This is a genomic window from Chryseobacterium sp. CBSDS_008 (genome assembly GCF_049959325.1).
Taxonomy (GTDB): Bacteria; Bacteroidota; Bacteroidia; order Flavobacteriales; family Weeksellaceae; genus Chryseobacterium.
This window is the reverse complement of record NZ_CP188202.1, coordinates 3,835,914-3,850,590: the sequence shown is the minus strand read 5'-3', so window position 1 is coordinate 3,850,590 and position 14,677 is coordinate 3,835,914. Positions and strand designations below refer to the sequence as shown.

Below are 14,677 nucleotides of genomic sequence, written 5' to 3'. Positions count from 1 at the left end.
AAAAATTTTAAGAGATGAATACACTAACAATACTTGCCTTATCTTGGCAGCACATCCTTATCGTAGCAATACTTTTGGTATTACTTTTCGGAGGAAAGAAAATTCCGGAATTAATGAGAGGAGTAGGTTCAGGAATCAAGGAATTTAAAGATGCAGTAAAAGAAGAAGATAAACCAGGTTCTGAAAATAAATCTTCTTCCAACAACAATAATTCTTCAAGCAACTAAAATTCTTAGAATTAATGAAATTTACTGAGACTGCATGGAAAGTCTTCAATCAAGCTATTGAAGACTATCACGTGTCTGATGACGTTAACACTCTAATTAATAACCCGTTCGAAAAAGATAGTTTGGAACGGATTTTGTATGCAAAGAACTGGATTGATACCGTTCAATGGCATTTGGAAGATATAATTAGAGATGAAAATATTGATCCGGCTGAAGCTCTTCAACTCAAGAGAACAATAGACGCCTCCAATCAGAAAAGAACTGATCTGGTAGAATATATTGACGGCTGGTTCCTTAATAAGTTTGAAAATATAACTCCTAAACCTGAAGCAAAAATAAATACAGAAACTCCCGCTTGGGCAGTAGACAGATTATCAATTCTTGCATTAAAGGTTTATCATATGTCGTTAGAAGCTCATAGAGAATCCGCTTCTGAAGAACACAGAAACAACTGCCAGGCTAAACTGGATGTTCTGCTTATTCAGAAAGAAGATCTGTCAACTTCTATTGATCAGTTGCTTACTGATATTGAAAACGGTGATATTAAGATGAAAGTGTACAAACAAATGAAAATGTACAACGATGAAAGTCTTAACCCAATCCTTTATCAAAAAGGGCAACAAAAATGAAACGACTATTTTTCTTTGGAGTACTTATCATATTAACATCTTCCTGTGCAACGGAAAAGCTTAATCTTTCTCCCTTGTCAAATAATTTTTATAGTGATGCTAAAGGTTCTGATTCAGACAGAGGCTCAAAGAAGAATTTTAATATCAATATAAAGCAGAATGTAAATGCCTCTGAAATTTCAAATATGATCTCCACTTTTCCCAAGTTTAAAAACAACGGACTGAATGATGAGATTACCAGCTTGAAATACAGCCTTCAGAACTATTTATATGCCATCGATGCCAGTAATTCTGCAGGAAAGAGCAGAGCCCTTAAAAGCTTCGAGAAATCCTACAAAAAAATTCAAAAGCTAAGGCAGAATCTTGACAGAGACGACGATGAAGTTCTTAACAGATATCTGGTTCGTTTAAAAACCAATATTTCTGTTATTGAAGATGCTTTGCCAGGAAGTTAAAAACTAATTGAACTATCAATGATTAAAATTCAGGCGGAAGCCAATGTTCCCACAGAGCACGGTACTTTCCGAATGATCGCTTTCTCCGAAAATGAAAACGACTGGATGCCCCATATGGCCATCGTTGCTGAAAACACAGATTTTTCAAAACCGGTCAATGTTCGTTTCCATTCAGAATGTATTACCGGAGAAGTTTTCCATTCAAAAAAATGTGAATGCGGCCAACAATTGGATGCTGCAATGAAATATATCCATGAAAACGGTGGAATAATCATCTACCTTCGCCAGGAAGGCAGAAACATCGGGATCATCAACAAACTGAAGGCATACTCGTTACAGGAAAAAGGATTGGATACCGTACAGGCCAATCTGGAACTGGGACTTCCCGCAGATGACAGAAACTTTGGCGTAGCCATTGAAATTCTTAATCTATTGGATGTAAAAGATATCAACCTTCTGACCAATAATCCTGAAAAGGTAAAATATGTGGTAGACAGCAATATCCACCTCAATTCAAGAATACCGCTACAGATCCCAGCTAATGAAATCAGCAAAGGATATCTGCAAACAAAAAAAGATTTCTTTGGTCATCTTCTGGATGACAATGATAACTAAATACAATAAAAGCTTCGGAAATTCTGAAGCTTTTTCATTTTTAATATAGCTCATTTGAGATACGGAATACACGTTTATTCTGATTCTCAGAAATCATCATTAATCTTTTTTAAAGCATTATTCTTTTGTACTGATGTACTGATCCTCTTATAAGTCAAAAGCCCCGGAAGATATTCTTCCGGGACTTTTTTAATTATAAAAAACTGAAAAGATATTCTAATTATTTAGTCTTAATTTTAGACTCGTCAATATTGTAATATTTAATCACGCTATTGTAATCGTTATAGTCTACTACATTACCTTTAGCTGCTTTTGCACCACCTGTTCCTGTTCCATTGGCAGGAAGAATAAGAACTCTGAATTTTTTATTCTGATAGTAAGATGGATTAGCTGTTAGGCTAAATGTATTGGTAGAATTAATATTAATAGTAGCAGCATATTTACTGAAATCAAAAATATAGTCTACAGCATCATTATTTGCATTACCCACATAAGATGTATATGGAAGAAGTTTCCACACAGGAGAATCCCCATCAGTCCCATTCTGCATATAAATAAGAACCATATCGGATTGAACTAGTGGACTGTTAAAATCATCACTCCATCTGTAAAGATTGTCGGTAACTTTTGTAAAAGTAGGGCTTATATCAAACGACTGGTTTATTGTATCATAATCTGTTCCCTGTACTACAGTATCATCACTATTATCACAGCTATAAGCAGTAAAACCTACAGCACCCAGGAATAAGAAGAGAAGTATTTTTTTCATTTTTAGTAAAGTTTAGTTATTATTTATATTGCGTATTCAAATCATATACCAAAAATCTCAAAAACTTTGTTTTCCTCACTTTTTTAATTGTATTTTTGTTCTTATTCAAAAGTCATGAAGAAATTATTATATACTTCACTCTTTATTGCCGCGCTGATAAGTTCTAAGCTGAACGCCCAGTATCAGCCCAAAAATGCTTCTAAGGAAGATCTGAAAAAAGCTCAGCAATGGGTTGATACCACCTATAAAAATCTTTCTCAGGATGAAAGACTAGGACAGCTTTTTATTGTGGCATTATATACCAATAGAGGAGAAGACTATATCAGCCAGGTAAGAAATATTGTTACGAATGATAAAATAGGCGGTCTGATTTTAATGCAGGATGATGCCGCAAGGGAAATCAACCTGGTGAATGAATTTCAGCAAAAATCAAAAGTTCCCTTAATGATCGGTATGGATGCAGAATGGGGACTCTATCAGAGAATTGCAACGGCTCACAAATTTCCATGGGCAATGACGCTGGGTGCTATCCAGGATAAGAATCTGGTGTATCAGATGGCGGCAAAAATTGCTGAAGATTGCCATAGAATGGGAATCAACTGGGATTTTGCCCCAGTAGTGGATGTCAATACCAACCCTGACAATCCAATCATCGGCAACAGAAGCTTTGGATCTGAAGTAAACAATGTAATCAGTTCTGCCCTATCCTATTCCAACGGCCTTCAGGATAACAATATATTAGCAGCCATTAAGCATTTTCCCGGACATGGAGATACCAGTACAGATTCCCACCTTGATCTTCCTGTGGTTTCCCACTCGATAGACAGGCTTAATACGGTAGAATTAGCACCATTCAAAGCACTGATGGACAAAGGAATCGGTGGCGTGATGGTTGCCCACTTATATGTTCCAAGCTTAGAATCAGAAAAAGGGGTTCCGGCTTCTGTGTCTAAAAATATCATTACAGGATTACTTAAAGATAAGCTGAGCTATAAAGGTTTAATTATTACAGATGCCTTAAACATGGGTGCCGTAGCTAATAAATACAACCCTGGTGAGCTGGATGCTATGGCATTCAAGGCAGGAAATGATATTATGCTATTCTCACAAGGCGTTTCTGAAGGTAAGAAACTGATCCAGAAAGCTATTGATAAAGGGGAAATTCCTCAATCGAGAGTGGAAGAAAGTGTGAAAAAGATTTTACTGACCAAGTATTTTCTTGGATTGAATCAATACACTCCTAAAAATCCTGAAAATATCAATGCTGATCTGAATAATGATTCTCATACCCAATTGGTGCAAAATCTTTATTCCAATGCGCTGACTTTATTAAAGGATGAAAAAAAATTGCTGCCTCTTACAGGCAAACAAATTTATTATGTTCCTCTTGAAGAAGCTCCTTATCAGACTTTTGCCAACAGATTAGGCAATACAGCCATTATCAAAAAAACCGGAGAAATTAATACTATTCCAACAGGTTCCACAGTGATTGTAGGTTTTCATAAAGATAATTCAACAGCTTACAAGCCTTACAAAATTTCTGCAGAATCAAAAAAAGTGCTTTCTGATCTTACCAAAAATCAAAATGTTATTCTGAATGTATTTGGAAGCGCGTATGCCTTAAAAGACATTGATATTTCAAAAGTCTCAACAGTTCTTGTTTCTTATGAAAACAATGATGATTCTATGAACGCTGCAGCGGATGCTTTAAACGGTAAAACAAAAATATGGGGAAAACTTCCTGTATTGGTAAATGATCAGCTGAAACCGGGAATGGGCATAGACTTTAGTCCAGCAACTCAGCAAACATCAAATAATACAACATCAAAACAACAATAATCTAATGAAAATAGGCATACTTTGCTATCCTACCTATGGAGGAAGCGGAATTGTAGCAACAGAACTAGGAATGTCCCTTGCCAATAAAGGATATGAAGTACATTTTATAAGCTCTGCACTTCCTGCAAGATTAGACATTACCAACCCGAATATTTTCTTTCACAGGGTAAATGTTCAAACCTATCCCCTTTTTCAGTATCAGCCTTATGATATTGCGCTCAGTTCAATGATCTACAGGGTTGTCAATCTTTATAAACTGGATCTTCTTCACGCACATTATGCCATTCCTTATGCATATGCCGCTTTTACGGCAAAACAAATGCTTAAAGAAGACAATAATGATATCCCGTTGGTGACTACATTGCATGGTACCGACATTACTCTTGTTGGCCAGCATCCAAGTTATAAACATGCCGTAGAGTTTTCAATCAACCAGTCTGATGCTATTACTTCGGTTTCTGAAAGCCTGAAAAAAGATACTCTTCAATTTTTCAACATCAAAAAAGAAATTCAGGTGATTACCAATTTTATTGATAATTCTGAATTTGATGACTGTTCTGAATGCCAGAGAACACAGTTTGCCAATCCGGATGAAAAGATCCTGATTCATGTATCCAACCTTCGCCCTGTAAAGCGTGTGGACGAAGTATTGCAGATCTTTAAGAATGTGGAGAAAAAGGTAAAATCCAAACTGATCATCATTGGCGAAGGTCCTGATATGGAAAAGGTAAATCAGTTTCTGGAGGAAAATCCTGATCTTATTTCCAAAATCCGTCTCTTAGGAAAAGTGAATGACCTTTATAAAATCTTACAGCTTTCGGATGTATTTCTTCTGCCTTCGGAGCAGGAAAGCTTCGGTCTTGCAGCTTTGGAAGCAATGGCAGCCTATACACCTGTGATCAGCTCCAATGCCGGGGGAATTCCTGAAGTGAACATCCAGGGAGAGACCGGATATCTTGCTGAAATAGGAAATGTGGAAGCCATGAGCAACTACACGATTAAGCTGTTGAGCAATGACGAACTTTTAGCCAAAATGAAGCAAAATGCGAAAGATCAGGCGATAAAATTCGATTTGAAAAACATTCTTCCTATCTATGAGAAAATGTATAGAACAACCATAGAAAACTTTAATAAGGAGCTGACGAAAGTATAATATTTCTATTATATTTATCGTCATACTTATGACGGAAAAACTACTTCAATATCTTTGGAACTATAAGGTTTTCAAAAATTTTGACTTCAAGGATATTGAAGGAAATTCTGTTGAGATCATCCATTTTGGGAAATGGAATAAAAATGCAGGCCCGGATTTTCTGGACGCTAAAATCAAAATCAACGGCTTACTGCTCGCAGGAAATATTGAACTGCACGTCCGTTCTTCAGATTGGATTTTCCACAATCATTCCCAGGATCCCAATTATCAGAATATCATTCTCCATGTCGTATTTCAACACGACATAGAAATTCCTGAACTTACTGGAAAACATGTTCCTACATTGGAACTGGAAAATTATATCGATAGAAATATCCTCTGGAAATATGAAAGACTGATCAACGGTAATGAATTTATCGCCTGTGAAAACCTCTTTGATCCGGAAAAAATCCCGGTCAGCTTCCATGAAGAAAATATTCTGAAAAAGCTGGATGAAAAAGCTTCAGAGCTTGAACAGAGTTTAAACCGATACAAAAATAATTTTGAGGCTGTTTTATTTCACAGCTTTGCCTATTCATTTGGATTAAAAGTAAACGCTCCTATTTTCCGGCAGATTGCGGAAAGTATAGATTACAGCAGTATTCATAAAATCCGTCAGAACCCTCTTCAGCTTGAAGCTCTATTATTCGGGATTTCAGGATGGCTTGATGATCCAAAGGATGGCCAGATGAAAATATGGAAAAGAGAGTTTGATTTCATTAAGACCAAATTTTCTGTTTCTGATTTAAAATTTTACCCCAAATTTTTAAGATTAAGACCTCCCAATTTCCCAACCATCCGGTTATCACAATTAGCAGACCTGTACAAACACCAGAATTTATTTTCAAAGATTATGGAAGCCAAAAATGCAGATCAGGTGTACGATATTTTCAAATCAGTAAAAGCGTCCGAATATTGGGATTTTCATTTTAATTTTGGAAGTATTTCCAAAGTACACCCTAAAACCCTGAGCAAAGAGTTTATAGATCTACTTATTCTAAACACAGTGCTTCCTTTAAAATATGCATATCACAGATACCATCACGAAGAAATTGCAGATGAAGTTATTGAACTGTACAGGTCTATTCCTGCTGAGAAAAACACTATTATTACCAGCTGGAAAAAACTTGGGCTGGAAGTTACCAATGCCCTGGAAAGCCAAAGCCTTATTTATCATCATAAAACCCATTGTGAATTAAAAAACTGTTTAGCCTGTTCTGTTGGATTCAAGCTTTTAAAAGAGTAATTGTATCGGTAATGCTTATTGCATTAAAAAATCTTTATCAAAAAAAATCCTTAACTTTAAACTTTAAATAACAATCTGGAAATGCTGAGTAATATCCGTCATAAAATGGAAAGAGAATGGTTTGGTGTACTGACAAGAATGGGTGCCAAGCTGGGAATTCCTGTTTCTAAATTGAGAATTTTCTTTATCTATTCTACTTTTGCAACAGCCGGCTTTTTCTTCCTGATCTATCTGGGACTGGCATTTACGCTTTGGATTAAAGATATTTTCATCACCAGAAGGCCAAGTGTCTTTGATTTATAAATTATGGAATTTTTACCGATTACTTCTGCTGAAGATCATAGAGTTCAGGAAATCTATGCTTCTTACACCACCACTTTTCCTGTAGATGAGCAAAGGGATAAAGAACAGTTTGTGGGCTTATTTTCAAATCCACATGTAAAATTTATGTCTGTTATCCATGAAGCGGAAGCCGTTGGATACCTCATCCTCTGGGAGCTGAGTTCTTTTGTTTTTGTAGAACATTTTGAAGTGTTTGAAGCGTTCAGAAGTAAAAAGCTGGGATCTCATATTATGAATCATTTGTCAGAAAGTTATCCAAGCATTATCCTGGAAATTGAACCTGCAGAGCTGAGTGAAGATGCTTCAAGACGTTATTCTTTTTATCAAAAAAATAATTTCAGCCTGATAGATACCACTCACATCCAGCCAAGTTATGGAGAAGGAAAAAAATCTTTGAATTTATGGCTGCTTGCCAATTACACTCCTGAAAATGTAGAGGAAGCAAAAAAAGAAATTTATGATATTATTTATCATTAAATATAAAATGCCGGAATTGTTTTCCGGCGTTTTTCTTTTATTATTAACCACAGATCTGCGCAGATTTTCACAGATGTTTGTGTTATAATTTGGTTAAGCTTTAAGCTTAATTCTAAAGCTGTTTCATCTTAGGTGAGCTTAGCAGAGGTATCATTTTAAACTTACTTAAGTGGACTAAAGTGTTTTAAAAATGAATGCTTTTGTAGCTTTTGTAGCTTTTGTAGTTTTGTTTATTAGAAATTTTCTTCTGTTAATTTACTTCGTATTCAAGTTTTATTGTAATACTGGCTTCTTTTTCTTTGGAAGAGGTATTGAAGGTTCCGCCGTAAGAATAGTCTTCATTGGAATTCGGAGCTGTAATCTGAATAACTCCCATTGTTGCTTTCTTTAGGTTTCCCAGACTGCTTCCTGAGTTTTCAGCAATTTTTTCAGCACGTTCTTTCGCATCTTTGGTGGCACCGGCAATCATTTCCTGTTTCACCGTGGCCAGCTTGGTGTAGAAATAAGCGGGTGAAGAAGAAGTGAATTCAATTCCGCGATTGATAATTTCTGTAATATTTCTGGACAGGTTTTCTATTTTTCCCACTTCCTTACTTTCAATAGAAACTTTTTGGGTAAGGTTGTAGCCCGAAAATTCTCCCTGCACATAATTCCCGTTAGCATCATTATAACTTCTGAACTGCTTCTGAATATCTACGGAAGAAAATACAATCTCCTTCTGCTGTATACCTTTTGAAAGCAGATAATCATTGATCACTTTTCTGTCTGTTGCCAGTTCATCATAAGCAGATTTAAGATCAGCATTATTTTTGGAAAAACTTCCGGACCATGTGATCAGGTCTGAAGTAAACTGTTTTGTACCAAGGCCGGTCACAGAAATTGTATTTTCAGATTTGTTTCTGTTTTTAATGGCATTTCCTAAAAATCCAAGGCCGATAACGAAACCTAGCGCAGCAATAGCTACTGCAAAAATGTTTTTATTCATAAAATTTGTGAATGGAGTTGTTTGTTACAAGAATGAATGTATCAATTTCTATTCCAGTATTTTAAGATTTATTTAACATTCATATTACTTTTGATCCTGTTTCAATCTTTCCATAAACAGAGGGACTGTTTCTTCCAATCTCAGCATTACACCGGAAAGATTTCTTGCTTTTACATACGTCCGTACCTGCGGTTTCGCTAAAAATGAAAATTGAATAAATTCTGAAATTCTGTTACCCGGAATTCCCGCTTTAATAAAGTATTCATCATCTATCCTGTCCCGGACCCAGGCAATATGTTCCTGGAGATCATCATATTTATATTGCCTTTTCTGTCTTCTGGCCTTACCGCTTATCAGATCATACACGCCCTGAACATTCAGATTTCCTAAGAGTATAGGCAAAAGGACACTTTTCACTTCTGCCGGCTTTTCTCTCATTTTCCCCACCGGCTGCGGAAGCCCTACGGCATCTCTTACCTGTTCTCCTTTATCTGCTTTGGCGACAATCCTGGAATCTGCTTCCAGATCTCCGGTGAGCCTTTTTACGATCTTTACTTCACCTACATCTTTCGGAATCTGGTAAAGAGTGATAAACAGCGGTGTATTGATGCCGTTGGTAAGAACTCTTCTGGATGTCCTGTTGAAATCTTCTTTTACAAATCTCAATTCATCATTAGGATTAGCCTCAATAGAAAATATTCCTTCAGCATCAGAATACACTTTCTTATCGGTAGACATGTTGATAACGATTACTTTACTCAGATCTTCACCGGTTTCATCTACTATTTTACCCGTCACGGTCTGCTGGGAAAAAACAAAAGCACTGCACAGAAGCATAAGGAAAAGAACAATTCTTTTTCCCTTCAATGTCTCAATATTTTTAGTGAAATAATTCAATTTTATAAAAGTTATTCTTTAGTTCCTTCCAGTTTATTCAGTTTACTGTATTCCCCGAAAGCTATTTTAAGTTCATATTCTACCACATCAACATGAAAGTCTTTGCGGTATCTTTTTGCCAGTGAACGGGTTTTATCGGCATAAAGAAGGAAGGTATCAATCTGCTCCTCATCCATCCCATGTTTTTTCAGGAAATTCAGGTTGACTTCATTTCTTACTCTTCTGAGGAAATCTTGGGTTTCATTATAATTAGCTTTGGTGATTTTAGGCTTTGTTGCTTTCTTTACCAAACCTGATACAGCATTAAATACGCCAAAGAGATCCACCTGTCCCACATTAAAGTCATGGCCTGAAAAAGTCTTTGATATGGTGTTATTAGGTAAAGGCTCATTCAATGGACTTTTCATATAATCCTCCATATCTGATTTCAATGACTGAAGTTTTCTGGATTCATTCAGATGCTGATTATCTTTTGCAAGATTTCCTGTAGGTTTATATTGAATTTTCACTTCCGGAATCTGGATCTCTATCTTTTTCAGAATGATATTTAGTGGAGAACTGATGTCTTCTCTGGTAATTTTCTTGTCAACCCGATAATATCCTTCTTTTACAAATCTGATCTCATCATTTTCTTTAGCTTCGATCTCAAATTTTCCATACATATCACTTAATATGCTTTTGTTCCCTGACATATTAACGATAAGTACCGGCGCTAAATCCAGCTCATCACCTGTGATAACCCTCCCTGATATTTTTTGCTGTCCACACAATCCTGCAGCAATACAAAAAAGCACAAAAAGAAAACCTCTTTTGATATATCTTATTTCCATTTATCTTTGAGTTTGTGGTGCACGATAGGATGAAATTCTTGTGAGAACGAAACGCTGAAACCTATTCAGATCTGCATCACTGCAGAATCCGTATTTCAGTATTTTTTTCCTTTCAAAACCACCTGCAAAAACATAATAAATAAAATGCTCTATCAGAGGCTTCTCTATTTTAAGACTGGTAAAATAATCGTCACCAAGGCTTGCTCGGATGTATTTCATTACATCCACATCATCCCATTTATCTTTCACTTTTCCAATAGAGAATCCCTGCCCTTTCGGCTGTACAAATTCTCCGGGCTTTGCGGCCAATATTCTGGGATCTGATTTTTGAGCAATATACCGATCCATATCTTTGAGCAGTTTTTCAACCTTTTGGGGTTTGTTATAAAGTTTTGAATCAATTTTAAGGTTTCCGGTAAGCCCTTGTTTTACTTCTACTTCAGGAATCTGAATAGTCTGGCGCACCATACTTATATTCATCGGAGACTGTGTATTTTCCTTGGAAACGATCTTGGTGATACGCTCATACCCCGTTTTTATAAAACGCAATTCATCTCCCTGCCTTCCTGAAATCATAAAGTGACCATCCCTGTTTGAAACTATGATCTCATCAGTTCTGATATTGATTACATTTACATCCTGCATTTCAATACCGTCTTCGGAAGTGATCTTACCAAATATATAACTTTGGGCATGGGTACGGAGAAAAAGAGTAAAGGATAAAAAAAAGAATAATTTAAGTTTCACGGGCCATTTTTATAAGGCAAAGCTAAAATTATTTTTAATGTATACCATAAGTTTAACCACAGTTAACGCGTTTTAATATTTCTTTTTAATTTTTGCCCTGTAAACTGTTAAATAGCCCGATTAAATTGTTAAATTTTCTTTTAAATTTTAGCTAACTTGCAGTCTCAATTCTCTTTTAACAATGCAAAATTCTTACACAGTCATCAATGCTTCTGCCGGATCCGGGAAAACTTATGCCCTGGTCCAAAGGCTTCTGATGATCTGTCTCCGATATCCTAACCAACAGCAGTCGATCAGGAATATTCTCGCCCTGACTTTCACCAATAAGGCAGCTAACGAGATGAAGGAAAGAATTTTATCCTGGCTGGGAAATTTTTCAGCTAAAGAGTATGCTGAAAATACAGATCTGAAGAACATCCAGAAAGCATTTGAGGAACAGGGGTTGAAAATTACAATTGATGATCTTCATCAGCGTTCTAAAAAACTGCTGGATTACGTTCTCCACAATTATTCCACATTGAATATCGGAACGATTGACCGTTTTAATTCAAGACTGGTAAGAAGCTTTTCCTATGAATTGGGACTTGCTAAAAATTTCAATCTTGAAATTGAAGCTGAGCCCTTTTTGATAGAAGCCGTTGATAAAATGCTGGACCAGATCGGTGAGAATGAAACCATCTCCAATTCTTTCATGGATTATGTAGACTACAGTCTTGAAAACAATGAAAGGATCAATCTTAATAAAAACCTTTATGATTCTGCAAAGGAATTTGTAAAGGATATTCACTATGAACATCTTAAAAGCAATAAAAGTTTTGATGATGCCAATTATGAGAATATAAAGAATACCCTCCGTAAAGAGATCGTACAGAATAAAAAGCAATCTGCAGAACTGGCTGCCGCTTCAATTGAATTATTCCAATCAAGAAATATAGAGATAGAAGATTTTGCCCAGGGTAAAAACGGAATCGGAGGTTTCTTTACTAAAGTCACAGATTTTTATCAGCAAAAAAGACCGGGTTTCCCTTTTCCTACCACTCAGGAAGAATCTGTTATCAGCAATTACAGAAAAGGAGCTTCCTCAAAATCAAAACATAAAGAGCCTGAGATTTTCGAAATTCTTGATCAGCTGCTGGAAAACAGAATGAAACTTATCCTTCTGTATATTGAAACCCAAAAGAAAGAGAAAGTTTTGTCAGCGCTTCTTCCTTTAAAAGTAAACAAGGACATTCAGGATGAGCTTCAAAAAATTGAGGAGGAAAATGATCTTGTTCTTCTTTCAAAATTTAATATTCTGATCAATGAAAATCTTAAAAATGAGCCTTCTGCTTTTATTTATGAAAAGGTAGGTTCACAGTTTCAGCATTATTTCTTTGATGAGTTTCAGGATACTTCGGAGTTGCAGTGGCAGAATTTTGTTCCGCTGAGAGATCATAGTGTTTCTACAGAATACACTTCTTTTACATTAGTTGGTGATCCCAAGCAGAGTATTTACCGCTTCCGTGGTGGAGAAAGTAAACTGATGCTGGATATTATCAACAAAAAAGAATTCTCACCAAAAGAAGCAGATCTTCTGGTGTTAAAAGATAACTGGAGAAGTGCCAGAAACATTGTACACTTCAACAATCAGCTGTACCGTTTCCATTCTGAAGGGCTTCTGGAAGAGCATAAAAATATTTTCGGGGCGGATGCTGAGCAAAGTCCCCAATCAAAAATTGATGGGCGTGTAAAGGTAAATCTGATCGAAAATCTTACGAATGAAGATTTTTATACCGATACTTCCGAGCGAATGCGTAAAGATATACAGGAATGCCTGGACAATGGCTTTAAATTCTCTGATATTACCATTCTTTGCCGTGGAAATTTTGATATTTTCAGCTATTCTCAAAAACTGGGAAGCTTAAAGGTGAACTATAAAGGTGAAGAAACCAATATTAAAACGATCTCCGATAAAGGTCTTACGCTGGAGCTTTCCAATACGTTAAAAGCGGTTATTGAGTTTCTGCGGTGGGAACTCAATCCTAAAAATAAGCCCTGTCTGATCATGATGATGTATCATCTGAATACACTGGGAAAAATTCATATGCCGGATTTCACGTTGGAGATGAAGGAAATTCTGGATATCGATGGGCATGAAGAAATTCTGCATTTTATCCAGCAAAAATATTTGCTGCATCTTAAACAGGACAACTTCCCGAGATTCAATCTTTATAATTTTATTGAATATTACATCAACGAATTTTCTGTTGAAAACAAAGAAACGGACTTCTTACTGAACTTCCTGGAAATGCTTTTCAATTTCACCCAAAATGCAGGTGCCAGCACCAAAGAGTTTCTGAAATATTGGGATGAAGAAGCTTCTTCATATACTATTCAGGCTTCAGAAAACATTGATGCTATCCAGATCATGACCATTCACAAATCTAAAGGGCTGGAATTCCCCGTTGTTTTTATTCCTATGATGAACAAAAACCGGGACAGTGAATTTACCAACTGGTTTGACACCAATGAAAATGAAACGTTAAAATCAGTCAATATCAATCAGTTCAGTAAAAACCTGGAAGCTTATGATGATGAAATTCTTTTTTTTAACACTAAAAACTCTTATAAAAATCTAATCGACAGGTTATGCCTGCAGTATGTTGCTACCACAAGACCGGTTGAACAGCTATTCTTCTACCTACAGAAAGCGAATAAGACTTCTAACAATCTTGAGCTTTTAGAATTTCTTCAATCAAAAAATCTTGAACAAGCCGATGAATTTGATGTGTACGATGTGAATCCTGAGATGCTGAAAAAATATTCGAAAGATAAAAGTTCCTCTTTTAAAACCCAGAATATCCGGAATCTGAAGAATATCAATGAGAAGAGTACTTCCATCAAGATTGCCACGCCGTCTAAAAATTATCAGGTACGAAATGAAAAAGTAAGGATCGGACTTTTTGTGCATGAGCTTTTATCAAAAATCAATACTGAAAAGGATATAACCAAGGTATTGGAAGGATATGCTCTGGAAGGGCAGATTACGATGGAGGAAAAAAACGAGATAGAGGTTACACTACAGGAAATCATCTCAACTTATGCAGAATTCTTTGATGAAAAATGGGAAGTGATCAACGAAAAAGATATTATGATTTATGAAAGAGGAGAAAGTCATATATTCAGGCCTGACCGTATTTTAAAAGATGAAGAAGGCTATATTATTGTAGACTTTAAGACTGGTGAACCAAATGTAAAGGATGAAGCACAGGTAGAAGGCTATAAAAATATTCTCGAACGGCTGGGTAAAAAGGTTCTCAAAACCCAGATTATTTATTTATAGAATCACTCATCAAAGATTTTCACAAGGTTAATATAATAATTTTGCAAAAAAACCTTCAAAATATAAAAGGTTTTATTATTTTTATTCAACATGAATACAATATAG

Annotated in this window: 15 protein-coding genes; 10 read left to right on the top strand and 5 right to left on the bottom strand. The window is 35.9% G+C overall.

Annotated elements, in window-relative coordinates; translation table 11 throughout:
* Window positions 1-14 precede the first annotated feature (14 nt).
* Genes ACP3T3_RS17445 through ribA form a run of 4 tightly spaced genes read left to right on the top strand, consistent with a single transcriptional unit; the run spans window position 15 to window position 1,926 of the window.
* Window positions 15-227 (top strand): twin-arginine translocase TatA/TatE family subunit, encoded by a 213-nt coding sequence (locus ACP3T3_RS17445; RefSeq protein WP_426477042.1) that lies wholly within the window; start codon window positions 15-17, stop codon window positions 225-227.
* Between the two features lie 14 nt (window positions 228-241).
* On the top strand, window positions 242-856 hold the full coding sequence (locus ACP3T3_RS17440; RefSeq protein WP_426477041.1) for a DUF4254 domain-containing protein: 615 nt from the start codon (window positions 242-244) through the stop codon (window positions 854-856).
* The gene (locus tag ACP3T3_RS17435) at window positions 853-1,311 is read left to right on the top strand and encodes a hypothetical protein (protein WP_426477040.1); all 459 of its coding nucleotides are present in this window, start codon (window positions 853-855) and stop codon (window positions 1,309-1,311) included. Before ACP3T3_RS17440 ends, ACP3T3_RS17435 begins: the two co-directional genes overlap by 4 nt.
* 18 nt (window positions 1,312-1,329) lie before the next feature.
* Window positions 1,330-1,926, top strand: coding sequence for a GTP cyclohydrolase II (ribA, locus tag ACP3T3_RS17430; protein ID WP_426477039.1), 597 nt, complete (start codon window positions 1,330-1,332; stop codon window positions 1,924-1,926).
* 220 nt (window positions 1,927-2,146) lie between these two features.
* Here the strand turns inward: ribA and ACP3T3_RS17425 are convergent, their stop codons facing one another.
* A complete protein-coding gene (locus ACP3T3_RS17425) occupies window positions 2,147-2,695 on the bottom strand; it encodes a hypothetical protein (RefSeq protein WP_426477038.1) in 549 nt (182 codons plus the stop codon).
* 114 nt (window positions 2,696-2,809) lie between these two features.
* Between ACP3T3_RS17425 and ACP3T3_RS17420 the strand changes: the two genes are divergently transcribed.
* From ACP3T3_RS17420 to ACP3T3_RS17400, 5 genes are all read left to right on the top strand, one after another.
* Entirely contained in the window at window positions 2,810-4,534 is a 1,725-nt protein-coding gene (locus ACP3T3_RS17420; RefSeq protein WP_426477037.1) for a glycoside hydrolase family 3 protein, read from the top strand.
* Between the two features lie 4 nt (window positions 4,535-4,538).
* A complete protein-coding gene (gene bshA, locus ACP3T3_RS17415; RefSeq protein WP_426477036.1) occupies window positions 4,539-5,687 on the top strand; it encodes an N-acetyl-alpha-D-glucosaminyl L-malate synthase BshA in 1,149 nt (382 codons plus the stop codon).
* Window positions 5,688-5,715: 28 nt separating this feature from the next.
* Window positions 5,716-6,972 (top strand): DUF2851 family protein, encoded by a 1,257-nt coding sequence (locus ACP3T3_RS17410; protein WP_426477035.1) that lies wholly within the window; start codon window positions 5,716-5,718, stop codon window positions 6,970-6,972.
* 81 nt (window positions 6,973-7,053) lie between these two features.
* Window positions 7,054-7,275, top strand: a complete 222-nt coding sequence (locus ACP3T3_RS17405) for a PspC family transcriptional regulator (protein WP_027373948.1) — start codon at window positions 7,054-7,056, stop codon at window positions 7,273-7,275.
* Between the two features lie 3 nt (window positions 7,276-7,278).
* The gene (locus ACP3T3_RS17400; RefSeq protein ID WP_426477034.1) at window positions 7,279-7,791 is read left to right on the top strand and encodes a GNAT family N-acetyltransferase; all 513 of its coding nucleotides are present in this window, start codon (window positions 7,279-7,281) and stop codon (window positions 7,789-7,791) included.
* A 250-nt stretch (window positions 7,792-8,041) separates the two neighbouring features.
* On the opposite strand, the gene ACP3T3_RS17395 is transcribed toward ACP3T3_RS17400, so the two are convergent.
* The 4 genes from ACP3T3_RS17395 to ACP3T3_RS17380 all read right to left on the bottom strand — a co-directional run bounded on the left by ACP3T3_RS17395 (window position 8,042) and on the right by ACP3T3_RS17380 (window position 11,250).
* The gene (locus ACP3T3_RS17395) at window positions 8,042-8,776 is read right to left on the bottom strand and encodes an SIMPL domain-containing protein (RefSeq protein ID WP_426477033.1); all 735 of its coding nucleotides are present in this window, start codon (window positions 8,774-8,776) and stop codon (window positions 8,042-8,044) included.
* A gap of 84 nt (window positions 8,777-8,860) precedes the next feature.
* A complete protein-coding gene (locus ACP3T3_RS17390; protein ID WP_426477032.1) occupies window positions 8,861-9,643 on the bottom strand; it encodes a carboxypeptidase-like regulatory domain-containing protein in 783 nt (260 codons plus the stop codon).
* A 41-nt stretch (window positions 9,644-9,684) separates the two neighbouring features.
* Window positions 9,685-10,503 (bottom strand): hypothetical protein, encoded by an 819-nt coding sequence (locus ACP3T3_RS17385; RefSeq protein WP_426477031.1) that lies wholly within the window; start codon window positions 10,501-10,503, stop codon window positions 9,685-9,687.
* The gene (locus tag ACP3T3_RS17380) at window positions 10,504-11,250 is read right to left on the bottom strand and encodes a hypothetical protein (RefSeq protein WP_426477030.1); all 747 of its coding nucleotides are present in this window, start codon (window positions 11,248-11,250) and stop codon (window positions 10,504-10,506) included.
* A 181-nt stretch (window positions 11,251-11,431) separates the two neighbouring features.
* Between ACP3T3_RS17380 and ACP3T3_RS17375 the strand changes: the two genes are divergently transcribed.
* Window positions 11,432-14,572, top strand: a complete 3,141-nt coding sequence (locus ACP3T3_RS17375; protein WP_426477029.1) for a UvrD-helicase domain-containing protein — start codon at window positions 11,432-11,434, stop codon at window positions 14,570-14,572.
* Window positions 14,573-14,677: the final 105 nt, after the last annotated feature.